We start from the raw sequence: 21,034 nt of genomic DNA on the forward strand, positions 1-21,034 counted from the left end.
CATCAGGAACGGTCATGACCACCACTGCCCCGTTCACACCGCTCAGCCCGGCGGAGCGCCGCTGAAGGCGTCGCTCCCGCCGGCCGGCACCGATGTCGCGCTCGCCCTCGGCTGTGGTGGAGACCTCCACGGGAAATCCGAACAACGATCCGTCAGCGCCGCCCGCGGGCGTTGAGCCGGGCGGCCTGGCGTGTCAGGTAATCGCGCTCGGCGAGGTTGGGCGCCTTTCGGGCCGCCTCGGCGTACAGCCGTGCCGCCGTCGCCAGGTCTCCGTCGCGCTCGTGGAGGTACGCCGCCACCGCGGTGTGGCGGGGCAGTGAGTCGTTCAGCGCCGCGAGCGCTGCCAGGCCGGCGCGCGGTCCGTCGGCCTCGCCGACGGCCACCGCGCGGTTCAGCCGGACGACCGGGCTGTCGGTCAGGCGCGCGAGCTCGTCGTACCACTCGACGATCTGCACCCAGTCAGTCTCCTCGGCGGTGGGGGCGTCGGCGTGGAGTGCTGCGATGGCGGCCTGGGCCTGGAACTCGCCCAGCCGGTCCCGGGCGAGGGCCGCCTGCAGGATCTCGACGCCCTCGGCGATCGACTCGGTGTCCCACCGGCCGCGGTCCTGCTCGGCGAGCGGCACCAGGCTGCCGTCGGGCGCGGTCCGGGTGGCGCGCCGGGCGTGGTGGAGCAGCATGAGGGCGAGCAGCCCCGCCACCTCGGGGTGGTCGATCGCGGCCGCGAGCTGCCGGGTGAGCCGGATGGCCTCGGCGGCGAGGTCGACGTCGCCGGAGTAGCCCTCGTTGAAGACCAGGTAGAGGACGCGCAGCACGGTGGCGACGTCGCCGGGCTGGTCGAACCGCACGCCGGACACGGTGCGCTTGGCACGGCTGATGCGCTGCGCCATGGTCGCCTCGGGCACCAGGTAGGCCTGGGCGATTTGGCGGGTGGTGAGCCCGCCGACGGCGCGCAGTGTGAGCGCGACCGCGGACGACGGCGTCAGCGAGGGGTGGGCGCACAGGAAGTAGAGCTGGAGCGTGTCGTCCACGGCGGGCGCGGGCCCGGGCGCCGGCTCCTCGTCGACGAGGTCCTCACGCCGGCGGCGGGCGGTGTCCGCCCGGGTCGCGTCGAGGAAACGGCGCCAGGCAACGGTGACCAGCCAGCCCTTCGGGTCCCGCATGGGGTCTCCCCTGCTCGACGAGCTTGGGGAGGGGCCGGCCGGCCAGACGCGGACCGCCTCGACCAGCGCGTCCTGCACGGCGTCCTCGGCCGCCGCGAAGTCGGCTCCGCGGCGGACGAGGATTCCGATCACGCTCGGCGTGAGGCTTCGGAGCAGGGCCTCGTTCATCGATGAGGGCAGTCCGTGATGGTGGGCGCCGCGGCCAGGAACGGGCGCACCTCGAGCCACTCATGGATCGGCTCCCCGCCCGCCCCGGGGGCGGCGGACAGCTCCCCGGCCAGCTCGACGGCGCGCTCGTAGCTGTCGACGTCGATCACCATCCAGCCCGCGATGAGGTCCTTGGTCTCGGCGAACGGGCCGTCGGTGACCGGCGGGCGACCCTCTCCGTCGTATCGGACGAACGTCCCCTCGGGGGCAAGGGCCTGACCGTCGACGAATTCGCCGGTCCCCTCGAGCCGGGCCGCGAAGTCGCGCATGTACTGCACGTGGGCCGAGATCTCCTCCGGCGTCCACCGGTCCATGGGCACGTCGTTGACCGGAGCCGGGGCGCCGCGGTAGTGCTTGAGCAGCAAGTACTTGGCCATCGGGTTTCTCCTCGGTGCTGGGGCGACCCATTGTTGTCGCGTTCATCGCGGGGACGGAGCCAGTCACGGGTTCTCGACATCGCCGTCCAGATTTCTTGGCCCTCGTGGATGATTCCTGGGTGAGCCGTCTCGCGGTGTCCGCATCCACGGAGCGGCGCGAGGGCGAGACGGAACGAGGCCTTCCAAGACCAGCGGCGGCCAAGCAGCTGAATCAGGAGAAGGCCTCGCGTGTGTCACTGCACGTGTGGTCCGGCGACGCGCCCCGAACCCTCGTGTCGTCGAGGCGACCTGCACCGGGAAGCACGACCTCGCCCCGGGGCGGGGTCGACCGGCCCGGCCGCAGGCCGCACGCCGCGCCGGCCTCACGGCGGGCGGCCGCATCGCCGACCGGTCGCCGTTCGGTGTTCTGCTGACGGCGGGCACGGTCGCGTCGTGGCCGCCGCCATCGCGCTGACTGCGGACACCCCGAGCAGGCCGTGACCGGTGGCGCACCAGAGAACCCTTCATCAGCTCCCCCTGAAGGTCCCTGGGCGGCCAGGGCGGATCGGGGTGAGGCTGAGCGACGCTGCTGGGCCGGATGAGTGACGATGACCGTGCAGCGGCCCCTGTGCGCGGGTGTTGACGTGATCACATCCGGGGACTCGGAGGCCACGCCTTCGGCCGTTACCTCTAGCCTCGCGTTCATGGATGACATCTGGCAATTGCTGGAGTGCACTCACGCACCCGTCTACTTCGCGCCGGAGGCGGGACCCGTCTACTCCGCCGCCGGGGCCGGGCTCAAGGGCTTCTGGATGGGGTACTTCGCCTCCCGGTCGGCCGCACTCGGCGCGGTCCCCGCGGACGTGGTGACGGCCGCCTTCTACAACTTCGCCCCGGCCCGGGTTGCCCGCGCGCTTCCGGACGCCTGGGACCGCTGCCCGCCCGAGACGGTCCTGGCCGCCCGTCTCGACGTGGTCGACCGGTGTCTGCGTCGGCTGCTCGGGGATCTCGTCGACAGTCCGCAGATAGCCGCAGCCGCGGATCTCGCGCGCCGGGCGGTCGGGACCCTGCCGCCCGCCGGGCGGGTGCTGTTCGCCGCGCATGCCGCGCTGCCGGTGCCCGAGCCTCCCCATCTGGCGCTGTGGTGGGCGGCGACCGCGCTGCGCGAATTCCGCGGCGACGGTCATGTCGCCGCCCTGGTGACCGCGGGGGTGGACGGCTGCGAAGCCAATGTGATCACGGTGGCACTGGGTCTCGCCCCGCCCGAGCAACGACTCAACCGCGGTTGGACCGAGGCCGAGTGGCAGGCCGCGGAGGAACGACTCCGCGGTCGCGGCGTGCTCGCACAGGACGGCGGCGCTCTCACCACCGAGGGGCGCCGTGAGCGCGACGCACTGGAGGCCACCACCGACCGACTTGCCCGCCCCGTCGTCGATGTGCTCGGACCGGACGGCGTGGCCCGGCTGGCCGACTGCCTGCGCCCGATCGCTCGTCGGATCGTCGAGGCGGGCGGCGTGCCGTTCCCCAATGCGATGGGGCTGCCGCCGCTTGGGCCGCGGTAGTTTCCGCCGCCTCCGCGGTCAGCGCCGGAGGATCACGAGTTCACCCTTGACCGGCCGGCGCGGGGCGGGCCCTGGCCGTGCAGAGGTGCGGCCACGTCGAGTTCGAGGCCGTGCCAGTAGGCGTCGTGCCAGTAGGGGTCGTGCCGGTCTTCGAGGCGGAAGTCGGCGGTGACCGCGTCCCCTTATGTGTGCTGCGGCATCGATTCTGCGGCTTTGTTCAGCGTTTTCCTCCCTTACGCGTGGGCGGGTATCCCCATACCCTGGGCCCGTACGCGCAAGTTACCTGTCAGTTAACCATCGTTGATGGGCGTACCCGGGCCCCGGAGGTCAATGTGAGTTCCGCGCAGTCCCTTCTCGAGAACCGCCCGCCTTCCGTGGCGCACCTGTTTCTCTCCAGACTCGAGGCCACACCCGACCGGGAGGCTTACCGCTACCCCGTGCCGGCCGACGATGGCGCTTCCGGCACTGAGCAGTGGCGCTCGCTGACATGGGCGCAGACCGCTGAGCGCGTCAAGGCGATCGCCGCCGGCCTGCTTGCCCTCGGTGTGCGGCCCGAGGAGCGGGTGGCGATCTCCTCCTCCACTCGGGTGGAGTGGATCCTGGCCGACATGGGCGCGATGTGCGCGGGCGCCGCAGCCACCGCCATCTACCCGAGCACCAATGCCGATGAGACGGTGTACATCCTCTCCGACTCCGGCAGCCGGGCCATCTTCGTCGAGAACGCCGCGCAGTTGGCCAAGGTGGTCACCCACGCCGAACGCCTGCCCGAGCTCGGTCACGCCATCCTCTTCGACCCTCAGGCGGACCTCCCTCAGGTGCCGGGGCTGGAGGTGCTCTCCCTCGCTGAGCTGGAGAAACAGGGGATGGCGTATCTCGAAGAGCACCCGAAGGCGATCGAGGACACGGTCCGGGCGATCGAGCCGGAGCAACTCGCCACCCTGATCTACACCTCCGGCACGACCGGCCGGCCCAAGGGCGTGCGCCTGGTGCACGACTGCTGGTCGTACCAGGCCGTGGCTCAGGAGGCCGGCGGGCTGCTGGCCGACGATGTCCAGTTTCTGTGGCTGCCGCTGTCACACGTCTTCGGCAAGGCCCTGATCTCCGGTCAGATCAAGACCGGCCACGTCATGGCGGTGGATGGACGGGTCGACCGCATCGTCAGCAACCTGCCAGCCGTCAGGCCCACCCTGATGGCGTCCGCGCCGCGGATCTTCGAGAAGGTCTACAACGGCATCGCAGGCAGAGCGAGAGCCGAGGGTGGCGCGAAATACAAGATCTTCCTCTGGGCGGCGAAGGTCGCCCGCGACTACGCAAGGACCGGGCAGGAGAGCATGGCGGCAACCGGAAGACGCCGGGTGCCCCTGCCGCTCGCCGTGCAGCACGCCGTCGCTGACAGGCTGGTGTACGGCAAGATCCGCGCAGCCTTCGGAGGCAATCTGCGCGCCAGCGTTTCCGGCAGTGCCGCCCTCGCCCCCGACATCGGCTACTTCTTCTCCGGCGCCGGCGTGCACGTCCTCGAGGGCTACGGGCTGACCGAGACCAGCGCCGGCTGCATCGTCAACCCCGTCGACGACTATCGGGTCGGCACGGTCGGCAAACCGCTTCCCGGCACCGAAGTCCGCATCGCCGAGGACGGTGAGATCCTCTTGAGAGGCCCGGGCCTCATGCGTGGCTACCACAACCTCCCGGACAAGACCGCGGAGGTACTGGAGAGTGACGGCTGGTTCCACACCGGCGACATCGGCGAGATGGACAAGGACGGCTTCGTCCGGATCACCGACCGCAAGAAGGACGTGTTCAAGACCTCCGGCGGCAAGTACGTGGCGCCCACCGAGATCGAAAACCGCTTCAAGGCCATCTGCCCGTTCGTCAGCAACATCCTGGTCATCGGCGACGGCCGTAACTTCTGCACCGCCCTGATCAGCCTGGACGAGACCGTGATCATGCCGTGGGCGGCGTCTCACGACCTCGGCGGCCGCAGCTACGCCGACGTCGTCTCCTCACCCCAGGTCCACGAGCTGATCGACGGGTTCGTCCAGCGGGTCAACGGCGACCTGCAACGGTGGCAGACAATCAAGAAGTTCTCGGTGCTGCCGCGAGACCTCGACGTCGAGCACGGTGAACTCACCCCGAGCCTCAAGGTCAAGCGCCCTGTCGTGGAGCGCGAGTACGCCGAGGTCATCGAGGGGATGTACGAGGGTTCGCGCGAGGCCTGATCTCCATCTGTCCGGTACGGCACCTCACGCGGTCGTACCGGACACTGGGCTCACCTGCACCTGGCCTGCTGCCGCCGGAGTCCTTCTCGACGATGACCACCTGGGCGCGGTCGCCTCCCATGCCGAGGGCATGACCATCCGCATGGGTGGGGCCCGGACCGTGGCGTGCGGTCCGGGCCCGGGTGCCGCCGGTCAGCCTGTGAAGCGTGTCACCACCGGGACGAGGTCGCCCTCCTTGGCGATGCCCACGCACCACAGGTCTGCGGTGCTCGGCACGGTGGAGAATCCTCGAACCACCACACCGGGATCGGCCGCCTTCTCCCAGCGGCGCTGCTGCGTGTCGAAGTGCAGGGCGAGTGAGACGGCACCCTTGCCGCCGACCGCCCACAGCTTGCCGTCCCCGGCCCTGCCGACGGCTCGAAGCCGGCCGTCAGCGATGTCGGGTGTTTGGGCGTCGGTCCATTTCTTGCCGTCCCAGTGCACCGCGTAGGGGCGATCGCCTTCCTTGGACGCGGAACCGCCCACCGCCCAAATGTCGTCGGCACGCAGTGCGGTGATGCCGCTGAGCCAGCGGTGCTCGTCCTTGGCAGCGGTGGGTGCGGCGGCCCGCGTCCAGGAGGTGCCGTCCCAGTGCAGCAGCAGGGCCGTCTCCGCGGCGTCGTCGGTGGCGAAGGACGTGCCCGCCGCCCAGATGTCGTCCGGTGCGACGGCGGTGAGACTGGTGAGTTCGCCCTTGCCGACGTCGGGCAGGGTTTGCCGGCGCCAGGCCGTGCCGTCCCACGACTGAATGGCGGGGACCCCGTTCTTGATGCCCCGAGGCACCGCGCGGCCGGCCGTCCAGGCCTTCCCGTCGGACGTCGTCACCACGGCATCGGGTGTCAACCGGCCCGCGGGGTCACGGTCGAGATCGTGCGTGGTCCAGGAGGTGCCGTCCCAGTGGGCCGCCGTCCCGCCGACCGCCCAGATGTCACGGGCCGACCGTACGGCGAGCGCCTGCGGGAAGCTGCCGTCCGGCAGCGTCGACTGCTGCGTCCAGGACGTGCCGTCCCAGTGCAGGGCCAGAGCCTCCAGCTCGGTGTCGCTCTTCAGGCGGTAGCCGACGGACCAGGCCTGTTTGTCGCTGAGCGCGGCCACGGCGGTGATGTCGCCCTTGGCCACCGGGACCTTGGTCGACTGCCACTGTCCGGCGACGCGCGCCGGTGTGGCCGCCACGTCCTCGTCGGCGGGCGTGGGTCCGGCCCAGCCCGTGCCGGCGGCGATCAGGCCCCCGGCCGCTATGGCGCCTGCGGCCAACGCCGCGACCAGTGGCGACCGACCGAGGCGCAGGCGCCGGGATGACTTGCTCGTATTCATCACGGAAATCCTTGGGTGATCGGCGGTCGGCTACGTGGCCGTGGTCTGGATGACGAAATCGAAGGCGCCGGTGTATCCCCCCTGCGGGCCCGCGAGCGTGATCGTGCAGGCCCGGTTGAGGAGCCGGTCGGAGGCGTTGAGCGCGGCGAAGTTGCGGCCGTACGCCTGGGTGTCGTCGGGAAAGTACAGCTGGGTGACGAGCACCGGTCCGCCGGGGGCCTGGACCTGCGTGTGGATGTGGGGCGCCCGCCGGCCCCAACGGCCCCAGTAGTCCCGGGGGATGATCGTGCGCAGCCGGAACGCGCCCCTGCTGTTGGTGTACTGGTGTCCGCGCAGCGAGAACCCGGCGGTGTCGTAGTCGCCGTTCTGGTCGCACTGCCAGAACTCGATGAGCGACCCGGGCAGCGGCTTGCAGGCGGTGTCGTAGACGATGCCGCTCAGGTCGAGCTGCACTCCGCGGACGGCAGGGGTGAGGAAGTCCGTCCGCTCGGGGGACTGCGGCTTGAAGAGCGGGCCTTCCGTCGCCGCCGGGGTCTCGTGACCGTCACAGGCGGGCGTGACGGCGAGCGGGCGTCCCGCCACACGCGCCTCCTGCACCAGGCTCACCGGTGCCGCCAGGGCGGCACCGGCCGCGCTTGTCGCCACAAGGGCAGCGGTCATTCCCACGGAACTCGTTCTGATGAACGCCCGCCTCGAACTCGTGTGTTCGCCATCCGCATCGTGGCCGTGCCGCATCGCGTCTCCTTGCGCCGGATTGCTGTCCAGCAGGGCATTCCGTGGGGGAAGGGCCCGGATCCACGCCGTCGGGTCCTTGGAACGCCCTGCTCCGCTCAGCTTGGTCGCTGCGGCGGGCACGCGGATCGATCGAATGACCGGCGACCTGGCGGCGTTACGAAACCTCGCCGCGGCGCGGATCGTGCGCGGGGGCGGCCCGACGCTTCTCCTTTCCGGCAACCCACAGCGCGATCTGCGTACGGGAGCGCATGCCCAGCTTGTCCCGCACCTTGTCGAGGTGGGTCGAGACGGTGCTCGCCGACAGATCCAGACGAGCGGCGATCTCACGGTTCGTCAGTCCCTCGGCGACCAGCGCCGCCACCGTCATCTCCCGCCCTGTGAGCAGGGACTGCCCGATGTCCGTACGGACGCCCGGCGTCGCTCCTTCGTCGTTGCCGCGCAAGGCGTAGGCGATCAGCCGCTCCCAGCCCATCCCGCGTCCCTGAGTCACCGCGGCGTCCCGTCCCGCGCGGGTCAGCGCCGCCGCCGCTCGGGCCGTCGCCGCCTCGACCTGCCGTCGCCACTCGGCCTCCGGCTCGCTCTCCAGCCGCCTGCGCGCCTGCGCAGCAGCCGCGAACAACCGCAGGGACCGCCTCATCTGGCCCCGCCCAGCCGCCACGACGGCAAGCCCCTCCAGTGGATACAGCGCGTGGAAGCTCTCGCCGGGCACCGTGCGCACACCTTCGGCGAACAGGTGCTGAGCCGCTTCGGAATCGCCCAGGGCGAGCCGGATCGCACCGGCGGTGTGCAGGGCCGCCGCCGACTGGGCCCAGGTGGACTGCCCCCGCAACAGCGGCAGGCATGAGGCCATCAGTTCGTCGCCCTCGGCCGCCTTGTCGATGTGCAGCAGCGCCCAGGCCAGATGGTGGCGGCACGACGCGGTGTCGCGGGGGCGGCCGAGTGTGACGACGATCTCCAGACACTCCGTGAAGTCGGCGACGGCCCGGGCGAACTCCCCGCCGCACACCAGGGCCGCGGCCCGGGCGTCCAGGGCGTTGGCGAGTGCGGTGCGGTTGTCGCGCCGCCGCTCGATCACCACCGCCTGCTCCGCGAAGTGCAGAGCGGCCGCAGGGTCCTGCTGCTGGCAGGCCGCGCGTGCGGCGAGCGCCAGTGCCGCACCGCCGTGCGCGCAGCCGTCGTCCTGCGCGAGTACCGCGGTCAGCAGGGCGCGGGCGGCCGTCAGCTGCTCCTGCTGGAAATGTACCCGTGCCAGCGCGAGGGCCAGCCCGAGGGGCGGCCTGCCGTCGCGGTCGGTGGCGTAGGCGACTGCCGCAGCAAGGTTCTCCCGTTCCCCCGCCGGCGCTCCGCCGATCTGGTCGGCGAAGAGCTGGCCGGCCGTGGGCTCCAGCAGACCGGTCAGCCAGTCCAGGGCGCGCTGCCAGATCCTGTGCAGTTCGCCGGAGTCGGCGAGCCGGTCGAGTGCGTAGGCCCGGATGGCGCTCAGCTGCCTGAATCTCGCAGTTCCTTCGGTCCCCGGCAGCCGCACGATCAAGGATTTGGCCTCCAGGGCGCACAGTACGCGCAGCACATCCCGCGGTGACACCTCGCCGTCGGCGCAGACCGCGGCCGCGCCCACGGCGTCGAATCCGCCGACGAGGACGGCGAGACGGCGGAAGAGGGTCTGCTCCTCCGCGTCCAGTAATCGATGGCTCCAGTCGATTGCCGCGGCCAGTTCGCGGTGCCGGCGGGGCCCGGTCCTGCTGCCGTCCGTCAGGAGCGCGAGCTGGTCGTCCAGGCCGGCCAGGATGTCGCTCGGCGGAAGGGCTCCGGTGCGGCGGGCCGCCAGCTCGATGGCCAGCGGCATCCCGTCGAGACGCCGGCAGATCTCCGCCACCGTACGGGCGTTGCCGACGTCCACCGCGAATCCGGGTACGGCGCCGGCGGCGCGCTCCACGAAGAGCTGTACGGCGTCGGCCTGCAGCACGGCCGCAGGGTCGTCCTTGGCGGCGAGCGGTGACAGGGACAGTTCGCCGACCCGGAAGACGACTTCGCCCGGAACCCGCAGCACCTCACGGCTGGTGGCGAGGATCCGCAGCCGGGGGCACCGGCTCAGCAGGGACGCGGCCAGCTGTGCGCAGGGCTCGGCCAGGTGCTCGCAGTTGTCCAGGATCAGCAGCATCGAGCGTTCGCCCAGGGTGTGGGCGAGCATCTCGACACCGCTGCGGCCGCCGCGTTCGCCCAGGCCGAGTGCGGTGGCGACGGCCCGGGGCAGCTGATTGCCGTCGTGCAACGAGTCCAGCTCGACGAACCGGGCCCGGCCTTCGGCGGCAGCGCGCACGCTCCGGGCGAATTCCAGCGCGAGGCGGGTCTTGCCGATCCCGCCGGGCCCGGTGAGAGTCAGCAGCCGCCCCGACTTCATCAGGGTGCGCAGCCGGGACAGTTCGCGGCGGCGGCCGACGAAGGAGTCGAGTGCACGCGGCAGTTCCCGGCCGCCCACGTACGTAGCCGGTGTCGGGGCCCCGGCAGCGGCGGGCGGCTGCGGGCGGCCCGTGCCGTCCTGTGCCGAGCGGCGGCGGAAGGCCCGCTGTCGGCAGGCGGCGGAACAGTAGCGGGCCGGCCGGCCGCCCCGCCCCGGCTCACTTCCCTTACGCCTGTCCTTGCCGGGCAGTTCTTTCCCGCACTCCTCGCACCTTCGACTCGGACTCATCCGTCGAATCCTTGCCGACCGGCCGCCCCCGCCACCACCGTCTCAGGAGAAGGTGAGCAACGCCCCACTGCGGCTGACCATGGGCTGAGCACCCGCTGTGCGCTCGATGTGGACGGCTGCATCTCCAGGGCCAGGCCGTGGGCGGTGAGGCGGTCACCGATCGCGAGGAGTCCGGCGGGGTGTCGCGGCGGGACGCCGGACGGATCAACAGAGCGAGGAGGCGACGGTGGCAGCGTTCTCGTCCCGGTCGGCGGCAGAGCTCTCGCCGTCCTCCAGGGAGATCATGGAGTGGTGGACGCCGTCGCCTTTCCGGCTGCAGTCGCGCGGCGAGGTTTGCCCTGCCGGCTCGGCGAAACTGCCCAGCAGCCGCGCGGTCAGGGGAGCGCGGGCGCGGTACGGCCGGCTGTGAGTCGAAGAAGGTCCAGTTTCCCCGCGTCGCTGCTTCCGGTCGCTGCCGTGTAGGTGACCATGCGCAGGTCTGCGCCGGGGACGATGAGGACGTCGCAGTCGAGCCGGATGTCGCCGATCTGCGGATGCCGGATCGTCTTGCGGTCAGTCGTGTGCTGGGCGGCGGCCGTCTCCGTCGCCCATTGATGAGCGAAGGTGTCGGATACTCCCCGTAGTTCCTGCACGAGACGATCGAGCCGGGCGTCCTTGGGATAGCGGGACGCCGCGTCCTTGAGGTCGGCGACGATCGACGCCGCGAACGCGTCCTCGCCGCGCTCGGACCGGATGGGAGGCATCGAGGCACGAGCTGCCCCGTTGCCGAAGAGTGCACGGGCGAGGTTCCGTTCGGCGGCGGGAAGGGCGGAGGGGTCGCCGTGCAGGGCGCTCCACGTGGTGTTCCACCACACCAGGGTCCAGTCGGCGGTGAACACCCCTATCGGGACGTTGCCCAGGCGGGCGGCGAGCCGTTGGATCCCAGGGGGCACATGCGTGCTGACCGTCCCGTCCTGGGGCGGCAGGAGTCCGGCGCTTCGATAGAGCTGGTCGCGCTCGGCGCGGGAGAGGTGAAGGGCTCGGGCGAGGGCGCCGACGACCTGGGCCGAGGGGTTCTTCGCGCGTCCCTGCTCCAGGCGCAGGACGTAGTCGACGGAGAGCCCGGCCAGCTGTGCGAGCTCTTCGCGGCGCAGTCCTGGGGCACGACGGCCGTCCGTCACGGTGAAGCCGGCGTCGGTCGGGGACAGGCGGTCGCGCCAGACGCGCAGGAGTGCGGCGAAGCCGTAGCGGGGGGAAGCCATGGGTTCATTCTCCCGAGCGGCGCCGGATGAGCCTGGGTACTGCCAGTCCTGGTGACGGGGACGGCACTGGTTGGCGTTGGCACGGGCAGCGAAGGTGTGGTTGCGCCCAAGTCGGGCGCCATCGGCTGACCGGTTGAGGAGTCCCCCATGCAGCACACCATCGTGATGACGGGCGCGAGCCGCGGGATCGGTCGCGTTGCCGCGGAGCACATCCTGCGCCGGTCGCCGGACGTGCACCTCTTCGTCGTCGCCCGCGGATCCTCCGGCGCACGGTTGGCCGCGGAGCTCGGCGTGGGTGGGCACGCGGTCTCGCACGTCTCGGCGGACCTCGGCTCGCTGGTGAGCGTCCGCTCGGCCGCCATCGAGATCCGCGACCGGCTCGACCGCGGTGAACTCCCGCCGCTGCGCGGCTTCGTGGGCAACGCGGGCATGCAGTACACCAACGCGCTCACCGAGGGACCCGACGGGTTCGAGTCCACCTTCGCCGTCAACGTGCTCTTGCAGCGTTGGCGGCGAGAGTGCCCGCCCGGGTCCCGGTGTCGATTCCGGCCGCCGTCCACGACCTGTTCGTCGAGGTGGGTCAACTCCATGACGTACGACGAGATGTCGACGCCCGGGCGGGAGATCCTCCTGGACGCCGCCCGGTTCGCCGCGACACTGCGGGACTCCCTCCCGCCCCCGTGTATCGCAAAGGAGTGGGCCTTGTCGCCGGCCACGGCAGCGAGCCGGGTGCGGGGACCGCACGGTTGGAGTGTCGCCCAACGCGCTACAGCGGGACGTGGATGTCGAGGACGGGTCCCATGGCGCGAGGGGGCGGTGCGTCCAGACTCTCCAGGACGTGGAGCATCGGTACGTTCTGCGCAGCGACCGCCGCGGTCAAGGTGTGGTGGCCCGCCCGGCGTGCCACTTCGGCCGCGTGTGCGGCCAGGGCGGTGCCCAGCCCCTTGGACTGCCAGGCGTCCTCGACCAGCACGGCGAGCTCGCCCACCCCTTGCTGGTCGGTGCGCATCACGTTGGTCATGGCGATGATGTGGTCCATGCGCTGGGCCGGGGTGGTCACCAACGTGGTGCCGCGTCCCGGGTCGGACAGCAGTCGCCATCCGGCGGGAGAGAGTTGGGGTTTCCCTGCGTGGTAGCGCAGGGCTCGGCTGCCCGGTGAGCAGCGGCGGTGCAGTGCCTGGATCGGTTCGAGGTCGGCGGGTGTCACTTCGCGGGTGCGGGTGGCGGTGCCGTCGTTCAACATGATCGGGTGCGCGGTGTCTCGGCCGGCGTCGGGCATGCGATGGTCTCCTGACAATGGCATACGTGACGGGCGTGCGGGCGGACTCCTCGGGGCGGATGTCCGCTTCGGCACACGAGCAGTCTTTTGCCACTCCCCGTCCGACTCAAGGCGGGTTTGCGCCAAACCGATTACGCTTAGCACTTGTTCGTCACTCAACGGAGTCGGCGTGGTTCAAGCCGGAGGATCGCGGCCGACCGTCATCGCTCGACCATGACAGCGCCCTCGCCGACCGTCCGGCGCCAGGGGCGCGGGGTCCCCGGCGGGCCGTGTGACCGGGGCGGCGTTTCCGACCGCACCGCAAACGCCTGACGGTCGGGCATGCCCGGGGCGAGCCGGGGAAGCTCGGGCACCTTCCGCACGCGTATCGCGCGGGCGCCGGACCGCGGCCGTCCGCCACCAGGCGCCGGACGCGTGTCGCGTCGACACCCTCGGCATGGTTCACGAGTACGGCCGGCGCGTCGTCACCCGCGCAGGAGGCACGTATGCCTGCCCGCAGAAAGGGACGCACCAGGTGTTTCACCCCGGGGCGGCAAGCGGTGCTAGAAATTGACCATGAAGGAAGAGGGTCTTTTCGGCCCAAAAGATCCAATGCGGCGAGCATCTGCACGTCCCTGGCCCGATCGAGACGGCCCGGCGGCCGCGCGTCGTGGGTGGAAGCCGGGGCTGCGTTCCCTGCTGAGCCTGCGCAGCGCCGCCGGGCAGGTGTTCGCTCTGCAGGTCGTGATCGTGTTGCTGCTGGCGGCGGCCGCGGTGACGGCCTTGGTTGTGCAGGCCAATCGTGGCAGTGAACGCGAGGCCGAGCGCCTGTCGCTGGCGGCGGCCGAGATGTTCGCCAACGCCCCGGGCACAGCTGAGGCGTTGAAGAGCCCGAATCCGACAGCCGTGCTGCAGCCGCGCGCCGAAGCGGCCTGGAAGAGGGCGGGCGTGGACTTCGTTCTCGTCATGAACACGGATGGGATTCGCCTCACCTACCCCGACCCGGCGCAGATCGGGAAGAAGTTCGTCGGCACCATCGAACCGGCGCTGGAAGGCCGCACCGTCGTCGAGCGCGCAGGCGGCCCGCCGCTGCCCGCCGGTGTGGGAACTGCTGTTCAGGCAGTGGTCCCGGTGTTCGGGGCCGACGGTTCGGTCGTCGGTCTGGTGTCCGCCGGGATCACGGTGGAGAACGTGGGAGACCTGGTCGAACGGCAACTGCCGATCATCTTGGGCACCGGCGTGGCCGCGCTCGTCCTGTCCACCGCCGGCACCGCGCTGGTGTCCAGGCGGCTGCGGCGGCAGACGCATGGCCTGGGCCCGGCGGAGATGACGCGGATGTACGAGCACCACGACGCGGTTCTGCATGCGGTGCGTGAGGGCGTGCTGATCATCGACGCGGAGGGGCGGGTGCTGCTGGCCAACGACGAGGCGTGTCGGCTGCTGGACCTTCCGGCGGACGTGGAGTGGCGGCGCGTGGCGGACCTGGGGCTGGACTCGGAGACGGCGGCGCTGCTGGCATCGGGCGAGCCGGTCACGGATGCGGTGCGTCTGGTCGGGGACCGGCTGCTCGCGGTGAACAAGCGGCCCACGGCGCCCTACGGGGGACAGGCGGGCAGCGTGGTGACGCTGCGGGACACCACGGAGCTTGCGGCGGTCACCGGGCGGGCACAGTCGGCGCGGGAGCGGCTGAAGCTGCTGTACGACGCGGGGGCGCGGATGGGTACCACGTTGGATGTGACCCGTACCGCAGAAGAACTGGCGGAAGTGTCCGTTCCGCAGTTCGCCGATGCCGTCACCGTCGAGCTGCTGGAGCCGGTCCTGCGTGGCGAGGAGCCACCAGAGGCGAGCACCGAGATGCGCCGCACCGCCTCCGTGGGCGTGGAAGGGGACCACTCCCTCCACCCGGTCGGTGAACTGGTCCGGTTCGCTCCCACGCATCCCGTCACGGCCGCGGTGATCAGCGGCCGAGCCGTACTGCAGGCCGATCTGAGCACCGCCGACGGCTGGCGGGCCCAGGACCCCGAGCATGCGCACCAAGTCCTGGACCAGGGATTCCACTCCCTTCTTGTGGTGCCGATGCGGGCGCGGGGGGTCCTCTTGGGAGTGGCGGACTTCCGGCGGGCAGGCGCGTCCGCACCATTTGAAGAGCAGGACAAGGAATTCGCCGAGGAACTGGCCGCCCGGGCAGCGGTCGCGATCGACAACGCCCGCCGCTACACCCGTGAACACACCATGGCCGTCACCCTGCAGCGCAGCCTCCTGCCCCGGGGCGTGCCCGAGCAGAACGCGCTGGACGTCGCCTACCGTTATCTGCCGGCCCAGGCCGGCGTGGGCGGCGACTGGTTCGACGTCATCCCCCTGTCCGGCGCCCGAGTGGCGCTGGTGGTCGGCGACGTCGTCGGCCACGGTCTGCACGCCGCGGCCACCATGGGCCGACTGCGCACCGCCGTGCACAACTTCTCCGCCCTGGACCTGCCTCCGGACGAACTTCTGAGTCACCTCGACGAGCTGGTCGCCCACATCGACGCCAACGAGAGCGCCGACGACATGCACGACCGGGACGGGATCACCGGGGCCACCTGCTTGTACGCAATCTATGACCCCGTCTCCGGGCGGGTGGCCGCCGCCACCGCCGGCCACCTTGGTCCGGCGGTGGTCCACTCCGACGGAACCGTCGACTTCCCCCAGCTACCGGTCTCGCCTCCCTTGGGCCTGAGCGCCAGTTTCCCGTTCGAAAGTACTGAACTGGTCCTGCCCGAGGGCTCCCGCCTGGTCCTCTACACCGACGGGCTGGTCGAGGACCGCGGCAGGGACCTGGACACCGGCCTGGAAATCCTGCGAGACGCCCTGGCCGGGACCGGCCGCACTCCGGAGGACACCTGTGCCGCGGTGATCGAGGCCCTGGTGCCCGAAAGGCCCGGCGACGACATCGCGCTGCTGGTGGCTCGCACCCGTCGGCTCGACCCCGCGAAAGTCGCCCACTGGGAGGTGCCCCGCGACCCCTCAGCGGTAGCCCCGATCCGCGCCGCCTGCGCCCGCCGCCTGGCGGACTGGGGTCTGGAGGAGATCGGTTTCGCCACCGAGCTCGTCCTCAGCGAACTGATCACCAACGCCATCCGCTACGGCGCCGAGCCCATCACCGTCCGGCTGCTGCACGACCGGACACTGATCTGCGAGGTCTCCGACGCCAGCAGCACCTCACCCCATCCACGCCGCGCCGAGACCACCGACGAGGGCGGCCGCGGCCTGTTCCTCGTCGCTCAGTACTCCGAACGCTGGGGAACCCGCTACACCCCGGCCGGCAAAGTCATCTGGACCGAACAATCCCTCCACGGCACGCCGGAATCCGTCGGGCTCTCCGACGAGACCCTCCTCGACCAATGGAGCGACGACGTCCTTTGACCAACAGGAGCGCCAGGGGGACGTCGTCGCGCTGACCGCGCTGTCACACCGCGGTGAGACCACCGTCCACCACCAGGTTCTGGCCGGTGATGTAGGAGGCACGATCGGAGAGCAGGAAGGTGACGGCCTCCGCCACTTCCCAAGCGGTGCCCTGACGGCCGAGCGGAATGCGGGCGAAGGAGGCCGCCCGGGAACTCCGGTTCGCCGATGCCTGGCGGCCCATCGGCGTGTCGATCAGGCCGGGGACGACCATATTGGCGCGGATGCCTCGTGCCGCTCCCTCCCTCGCCACATGGCGGGTCAGCCCGAAGAGACCGGCCTTGGAGCTGTCGTAGGCCGGCGAGCCGGTCGCGGCTCGCAGTCCGGCGACCGACCCGATGAAGACGACGGCGCCTTCATCGGCCATCGACGGAAGGCCGTGTTTGGCGGCGAGAAAAGGCGCACGCAGATTCAGGCCGAGGACCTCGTCCCATTGCTCGGGCGACGAGCCCGCCAGCCCGGAGCCGAGGCCCACCCCTACATTGACCACCAGTGCGTCCAGCCCGCCCAGCCCGCGGACCGCTTCGGCGACCATGGCGGCCGACTGCTCCGCGTCCGTGGCATCAGCGACCACGGGAACACCCAGGGCACCTTCGGCGGTGACCAGGCCGGCGGTCACGGCGGCTGCCGGGCCAAGGACGTCGGCGCAGGCCACGTCCGCGCCTTCGCGGGCGGCGAGAACGGCGATGGCCCGGCCGTTGCCGACGGGCGCCTGCGGGGAGTCGTCGGGACGCGTACCCGCGCCGACGACCAGCACTTTGCGGCCCGCGAGCATTCGGGCGGCGCGGTCCCGTTCCACCTCACTCATCAATCCCGTTCCCTTCCGGCAGGGCCTGCGCCGTCGAAGCCCGGGTCCAACTCCACGCCGACGGAGTTCAAGAAGAACGCCACCATGTGGTACTGCCCGACCAGCATGGTGATCTCGATCATTTCCGCCTCGTCGAAGTGCTCGGTCAGGACTTCCCACGTGGCGTCGCAGAGCCGCGCATCGCGGTTCAGCTCGTCCGCGGCCCGGATGAGGCTCCTTTCGAGGGCGGTCCACCCGTCGGCCTCCGGGCCCTGGGCCAGGCGGTCGATCTCCGTATCGGTGAAGCCCGCGGCCTTGGCCAGGGGCACATGGCGTCCCCACTCGTACGGGGCTCCGGTGTTGTGCGAGGTGCGCAGGATCAGCAGTTCACGGAACCTTCCGGAGAGCCGGCCGCGACGGAGCAGCTGACCTCCGAAGGGCATGAACTGTTCGTAGAGCTCGGGATGACGCACGAGAGTGGTGAAGATGTTCGGAACCCGGCCCCCCGCGTCCCGCGGGACGGCGGCCAGCAGGTGGTGGGTCCGCGTATCCCAGTCGTCCTCGGGCAGGGGCACGAGTCGTGGGAGGGCGTTGCGCACAGGATCTCGCTCCGGCATGGAGTCTCCAGGTGAAGTGCCCACGTGAACCAGGGGTGGGTGCGTGGTCCGGCGGTTGCGTGGGCTTGGGTGTGTCGGGGCATGGCAGGTCCTTGGGGGCCGGGAGGGCCGGCCGGTGTGCGCAAGCCGCCCCTCCCGGTCAGCTGGACGTCAGCCGGTCACGGGGCCGAACTTCTGCCGGGTGTCGAGGGGTTCTCCGAAGAGGACCCAGCGTTCCCCTTGGAAGCGCACGAGTTGCATGGTCTCGATGGGGAACCGGTCGTTGGCGCCCGTGTTCAGAGCGACGCCGGGGAGCAGCATGTCCACCTTGACGTCCTTGAGCTTTTGGACGGCGTCCCTCAGCCCTTCTCGCGTCGGGCATTCCATGGCGTCGAGGGCCTTGTGCAGGCTGGAGGCCACGGCCCAGCCGTAGGCGTTGAACTGGATGGAGGGGTCGGCGTCCGGGGCGTACTTCTTCATCGCCGCCCGGTAGGTCTTCATCTCCGCGTCGTCAGCCCACTGGGGGTCGGCAGGATCCTTGAAGTAGGTGGCGGAGACGACGCCCTGCACGTTCTTGAAGCCGACGGGCTTGAGCACGCTGGTCGACGCCGAGACGCTGTTGACGATGTGCAGCGGGTTCCACCTGGGGTTCTTCGCGTCCGCGGCCAGAGCCTGGCTGCCGAACTTGGGAGTGGTGATGTTCAGCAGCACATCCGCCTCGGAGCGAGCGAGGCTGGTCATCTGGGCCGAGACGGAAGGGTCGGTGACCTCGTAGCTCTCCTCGGCGACGACCGTGATGTCGCTGCCCTTGACGGCCTGTTTGAAGCCGCCCAGCAGGTCCTTGCCGAAGTCGTCGTTCTGGAAGAGCACGGCCACCTTGGCCTTCGGCTTCTCCTTCTTGAGGTAGTCGGCATACATACGGGACTCGGCCACGTAGTTGGGCTGCCAGCCCATGGTCCACGGGTGCTCGGTGTCCGTACCCCACTTGGAGGCGCCGGTGGCCACGAACGGCTGCGGCACCTTCTGCTGGTTGAGGTAGTCCCACACGGCTGAGGTGGAGGGCGTTCCCAGTGTCTGGAAAACGGCGAAGACCTTCTCCCGTTCCACCAGTCTTCGGGCTTCCTCCACGGCCTTCGGCGGCTGGTAGCCGTCGTCACGGACGACGAACTCGACCTTGCGGCCGCCGATACCGCCCTTCTCCGCGTTGACGTACTTGAAGTAGGTGCTGACGCCGTTGCTGATGGTGCCGTAGGCGGAGGCCGGTCCGGACATCGGGTAGATGCCTCCGAGCTTGATGCTCTTGTCGGTGATACCGGTGGTCTGCTGGCCCTTGCAGGCGCCGTCGGCAGAGGCGGCGGAATCGTCCTGTCCCCGTTGACTTGAGCAGGCGGTGGCGGTGAGCAGGGCGGCGATGCCCGCGGCGGCTGCCCGCAGGGCGGTGGTGTGGCGCATCCGGATCATCCCTTTCCAATGGTGGGCGGAGCGGTGAGGGGCTGGGGTTCGGGCTGTGGGGGACCGGTCTGTTCCGCGGGGGAGGCGGGCTCCGGTCGGCGGCGGGTGTGGCGGAGGTGTTCCACACACCGCCGGACCCCCTGTCGGGCGCGGGCAGCCAGGCCGGCCAGTCCCGTCGGGGCCAGATACATGACGGCGATGATCAGAAGGCCGAAGACCACTCCTGGCGCGGCGGGGCTGATGTCCTGTGCCAGGTTCGGCACGTACATCACGAAAGCCGCGCCCAGCAGTGGCCCGTACACCGATGCGAGGCCACCCACGACGAGGCCGGCCAGCAGGGTGATGGACAGGTTGAGGCTGAAGGAGTCAGGAGACACGAAACCGATCACCCAGGTGTACAAGCACCCGGCGACACCTGCGAACATCGCGCTCCAGGCGAAGGCGAGCGCCTTGTGGAAGGAAAGCCTCACCCCCATCACCTCCGCCGCGCTCTCGTTCTCCCGGATGGCGAGCAGCGCCCGGCCGACACGTGAGCGCAGCAGGTTGCGGACGACCAGCAGCGTGACCGCGGCGACGGTGAGGGTAAGGAAGTACAGCCACTGGTCCTCGGCCAGGCCGGTCCAGGAAGGCGGCTGCGGTTTGGGGACGGTCAGGCCCATGGAGCCGCCCGTCACGTGCTCGAACCGCTTCAGCAGCGGCGGCAGGAACACGGCGAACGCCAAGGTGACCAGGGCCAGGTAGAGGCCGCGGAGCCGTAGCGCGGGTACGCCGAAACCCAGACCGAGGAGGAAGCACCCTGCGGCCGCGACCGGGAGCGTGGCCAGATGGCCGGTGGTGAAGCGGTCGAGCATGACGGCCGCCGTGTAGGCGCCCACGGCGAAGAACGCGCCGTGGCCGAGCGAGATCTGTCCGCCGTAACCGACGAGCAGGTTGAGGCCGGCCAGCACGACGGCGTACAGCAGCACCATCGTCAGCTGGAAGACCCGGAACGGGGCGAAGTAGTACGGCGTCGCGATCAGGGCGGCCGTGATGACCAGCGCCGCGAGCGGACGTGCCCAGCGCGCGGTGCGCGAAGCGTGCATCGTGAGTTCTCCCGTGCTCATGCCCGCTCCACCGCCGCCCGGCCGAACAGCCCCTGGGGCCGCACCAGCAGCACCACGAGGATGATCAGCAGTGGTACGCCGATCTTCAGGTCGGCGCCGACGAATCCGACGTAGGCCCCGGCCAGCGTCTCGGCCACGCCCACGACCAGCCCGCCCGCCACCGCGCCCACCGGGCTGTCGAAGCCGCCGAGCGTGGCTGCGGCGAAGGCGTAGATGAGGGCGCCGCCCATCATGTTGGGTTCCAGGAACAGCAGCGGGGCGACCAGGACGCCCGACAGTGCGCCGACCGTCGCGGCCAGCCCCCAGCCGAGCATCAGCACCCGGCCCATCCGGATGCCGGAGAGCCTGGCCGAGGCGGGATTGGCCGCGACCGCCCGCATCACCAGGCCGGTCCTGGTGTGCTGGAACAGCAGGTACAGCAGTCCCATCACCACCGCCACGACGCCGATGACGCCCAGCGTCGACCAGCCGATGTCGACCCCGGCCAGGGCGACGCTGCCTTCCGGGAACGGCTGAGGGAAGTCCTTCACGGTGAACGACCAGATCAGGCCCGCAGCAGCGTTGACGAAGATGAACAGGCCGACGGTGACGATGACGATGGTCAGCTCGGGCGCTCCCTCGACCGGCCGGATGAGCAGGCGCTCGATGAGCATGCCGCCCGCGAAGGAGATCGCGAGGGTGACCGGCAGGGCCAGCCAGAACGGCATCCCCGAGGCGACGAGCTGCCACGCCACATAGGTGGAGATCATGGCGAGCTCGCCCTGGGCGAAGTTGACGATGCCGGTGAACCGGTGGATCAACACCAGGGCCAGTGCCAGGCTCGCGTAGATCGAGCCGGCGCCCACTCCTTCCACGACCTGCTGGAGGAATTCACTCACGAC

Annotated in this window: 15 protein-coding genes and 1 pseudogene; 4 read left to right on the top strand and 12 right to left on the bottom strand. The window is 70.6% G+C overall.

The features are described from left to right. Positions 1 to 152 precede the first annotated feature (152 nt). Both IE198_RS19215 and IE198_RS19220 read right to left on the bottom strand, forming a co-directional pair. A complete protein-coding gene (locus IE198_RS19215; protein ID WP_189888195.1) occupies positions 153 to 1,328 on the bottom strand; it encodes an RNA polymerase sigma factor in 1,176 nt (391 codons plus the stop codon). Continuing rightward, positions 1,325 to 1,744, bottom strand: coding sequence for a YciI family protein (locus tag IE198_RS19220; protein ID WP_189888197.1), 420 nt, complete (start codon positions 1,742 to 1,744; stop codon positions 1,325 to 1,327). Before IE198_RS19220 ends, IE198_RS19215 begins: the two co-directional genes overlap by 4 nt. Before the next feature lie 683 nt (positions 1,745 to 2,427). On the opposite strand from IE198_RS19220, the gene IE198_RS19225 reads away from it, so the two are divergent. Beyond that, positions 2,428 to 3,285 (top strand): SCO6745 family protein, encoded by an 858-nt coding sequence (locus IE198_RS19225; RefSeq protein WP_189888198.1) that lies wholly within the window; start codon positions 2,428 to 2,430, stop codon positions 3,283 to 3,285. 332 nt (positions 3,286 to 3,617) lie between these two features. Continuing rightward, positions 3,618 to 5,501, top strand: coding sequence for an AMP-dependent synthetase/ligase (locus tag IE198_RS19230; protein ID WP_189888344.1), 1,884 nt, complete (start codon positions 3,618 to 3,620; stop codon positions 5,499 to 5,501). 192 nt (positions 5,502 to 5,693) lie between these two features. Here IE198_RS19230 and IE198_RS19235 read toward each other — a convergent pair whose 3' ends face one another. From IE198_RS19235 to IE198_RS19250, 4 genes are all read right to left on the bottom strand, one after another. Continuing rightward, positions 5,694 to 6,854: a hypothetical protein gene (locus tag IE198_RS19235; RefSeq protein ID WP_189888200.1), complete on the bottom strand. Its 1,161-nt coding sequence runs from the start codon at positions 6,852 to 6,854 to the stop codon at positions 5,694 to 5,696. Positions 6,855 to 6,884: 30 nt separating this feature from the next. Next, positions 6,885 to 7,514, bottom strand: a complete 630-nt coding sequence (locus IE198_RS19240) for a dioxygenase family protein (protein ID WP_229834103.1) — start codon at positions 7,512 to 7,514, stop codon at positions 6,885 to 6,887. A gap of 229 nt (positions 7,515 to 7,743) precedes the next feature. After that, the gene (locus IE198_RS19245) at positions 7,744 to 10,275 is read right to left on the bottom strand and encodes an ATP-binding protein (protein ID WP_189888203.1); all 2,532 of its coding nucleotides are present in this window, start codon (positions 10,273 to 10,275) and stop codon (positions 7,744 to 7,746) included. Between the two features lie 374 nt (positions 10,276 to 10,649). After that, the gene (locus tag IE198_RS19250) at positions 10,650 to 11,516 is read right to left on the bottom strand and encodes a helix-turn-helix transcriptional regulator (RefSeq protein WP_189888205.1); all 867 of its coding nucleotides are present in this window, start codon (positions 11,514 to 11,516) and stop codon (positions 10,650 to 10,652) included. Between the two features lie 165 nt (positions 11,517 to 11,681). Here IE198_RS19250 and IE198_RS19255 point away from each other — a divergent pair. After that, a pseudogene (locus tag IE198_RS19255) lies at positions 11,682 to 11,999 on the top strand (SDR family NAD(P)-dependent oxidoreductase); the annotation flags it as partial. 283 nt (positions 12,000 to 12,282) lie between these two features. On the opposite strand, the gene IE198_RS19260 reads toward IE198_RS19255, so the two are convergent. Then, positions 12,283 to 12,795 carry a GNAT family N-acetyltransferase gene (locus IE198_RS19260; RefSeq protein WP_189888207.1) on the bottom strand — a complete coding sequence of 171 codons (513 nt, stop codon included), beginning with the start codon at positions 12,793 to 12,795 and terminating at the stop codon, positions 12,283 to 12,285. Between the two features lie 591 nt (positions 12,796 to 13,386). Between IE198_RS19260 and IE198_RS19265 the strand changes: the two genes are divergently transcribed. Continuing rightward, entirely contained in the window at positions 13,387 to 16,176 is a 2,790-nt protein-coding gene (locus IE198_RS19265; protein ID WP_189888209.1) for a SpoIIE family protein phosphatase, read from the top strand. A 43-nt stretch (positions 16,177 to 16,219) separates the two neighbouring features. Here IE198_RS19265 and IE198_RS19270 read toward each other — a convergent pair whose 3' ends face one another. From IE198_RS19270 to IE198_RS19290, 5 genes are all read right to left on the bottom strand, one after another. Continuing rightward, positions 16,220 to 17,023, bottom strand: a complete 804-nt coding sequence (locus IE198_RS19270) for an SDR family NAD(P)-dependent oxidoreductase (protein WP_189888211.1) — start codon at positions 17,021 to 17,023, stop codon at positions 16,220 to 16,222. After that, positions 17,023 to 17,619, bottom strand: a complete 597-nt coding sequence (locus IE198_RS19275; protein ID WP_189888213.1) for a carboxymuconolactone decarboxylase family protein — start codon at positions 17,617 to 17,619, stop codon at positions 17,023 to 17,025. The genes IE198_RS19270 and IE198_RS19275 overlap by 1 nt, the downstream gene beginning before the upstream one ends. A 150-nt stretch (positions 17,620 to 17,769) precedes the next feature. Continuing rightward, entirely contained in the window at positions 17,770 to 19,050 is a 1,281-nt protein-coding gene (locus IE198_RS19280) for an ABC transporter substrate-binding protein (protein ID WP_229834104.1), read from the bottom strand. 5 nt (positions 19,051 to 19,055) lie between these two features. After that, positions 19,056 to 20,153 (bottom strand): branched-chain amino acid ABC transporter permease, encoded by a 1,098-nt coding sequence (locus IE198_RS19285; protein WP_189888217.1) that lies wholly within the window; start codon positions 20,151 to 20,153, stop codon positions 19,056 to 19,058. Beyond that, the gene (locus tag IE198_RS19290; RefSeq protein ID WP_100111593.1) at positions 20,150 to 21,031 is read right to left on the bottom strand and encodes a branched-chain amino acid ABC transporter permease; all 882 of its coding nucleotides are present in this window, start codon (positions 21,029 to 21,031) and stop codon (positions 20,150 to 20,152) included. Before IE198_RS19290 ends, IE198_RS19285 begins: the two co-directional genes overlap by 4 nt. Positions 21,032 to 21,034 lie beyond the last annotated feature (3 nt).

Origin of the sequence: Streptomyces xantholiticus (genome assembly GCF_014651015.1) — a bacterium.
Classification (GTDB): domain Bacteria; phylum Actinomycetota; class Actinomycetes; order Streptomycetales; family Streptomycetaceae; genus Streptomyces; species Streptomyces xantholiticus.

Coding starts and splice junctions, on each gene's coding strand:
- IE198_RS19245 (WP_189888203.1), bottom strand. CDS start 10,275: ATGAGTCCGAGTCGAAGGTGCGAGGAGTGCGGGAAAGAACTGCCCGGC.
- IE198_RS19265 (WP_189888209.1), top strand. CDS start 13,387: ATGCGGCGAGCATCTGCACGTCCCTGGCCCGATCGAGACGGCCCGGCG.
- IE198_RS19270 (WP_189888211.1), bottom strand. CDS start 17,023: ATGAGTGAGGTGGAACGGGACCGCGCCGCCCGAATGCTCGCGGGCCGC.
- IE198_RS19240 (WP_229834103.1), bottom strand. CDS start 7,514: ATGACCGCTGCCCTTGTGGCGACAAGCGCGGCCGGTGCCGCCCTGGCG.
- IE198_RS19250 (WP_189888205.1), bottom strand. CDS start 11,516: ATGGCTTCCCCCCGCTACGGCTTCGCCGCACTCCTGCGCGTCTGGCGC.
- IE198_RS19225 (WP_189888198.1), top strand. CDS start 2,428: ATGGATGACATCTGGCAATTGCTGGAGTGCACTCACGCACCCGTCTAC.
- IE198_RS19215 (WP_189888195.1), bottom strand. CDS start 1,328: ATGAACGAGGCCCTGCTCCGAAGCCTCACGCCGAGCGTGATCGGAATC.
- IE198_RS19235 (WP_189888200.1), bottom strand. CDS start 6,854: ATGAATACGAGCAAGTCATCCCGGCGCCTGCGCCTCGGTCGGTCGCCA.
- IE198_RS19275 (WP_189888213.1), bottom strand. CDS start 17,619: ATGCCGGAGCGAGATCCTGTGCGCAACGCCCTCCCACGACTCGTGCCC.
- IE198_RS19260 (WP_189888207.1), bottom strand. CDS start 12,795: ATGCCCGACGCCGGCCGAGACACCGCGCACCCGATCATGTTGAACGAC.
- IE198_RS19220 (WP_189888197.1), bottom strand. CDS start 1,744: ATGGCCAAGTACTTGCTGCTCAAGCACTACCGCGGCGCCCCGGCTCCG.
- IE198_RS19285 (WP_189888217.1), bottom strand. CDS start 20,153: ATGAGCACGGGAGAACTCACGATGCACGCTTCGCGCACCGCGCGCTGG.
- IE198_RS19280 (WP_229834104.1), bottom strand. CDS start 19,050: ATGCGCCACACCACCGCCCTGCGGGCAGCCGCCGCGGGCATCGCCGCC.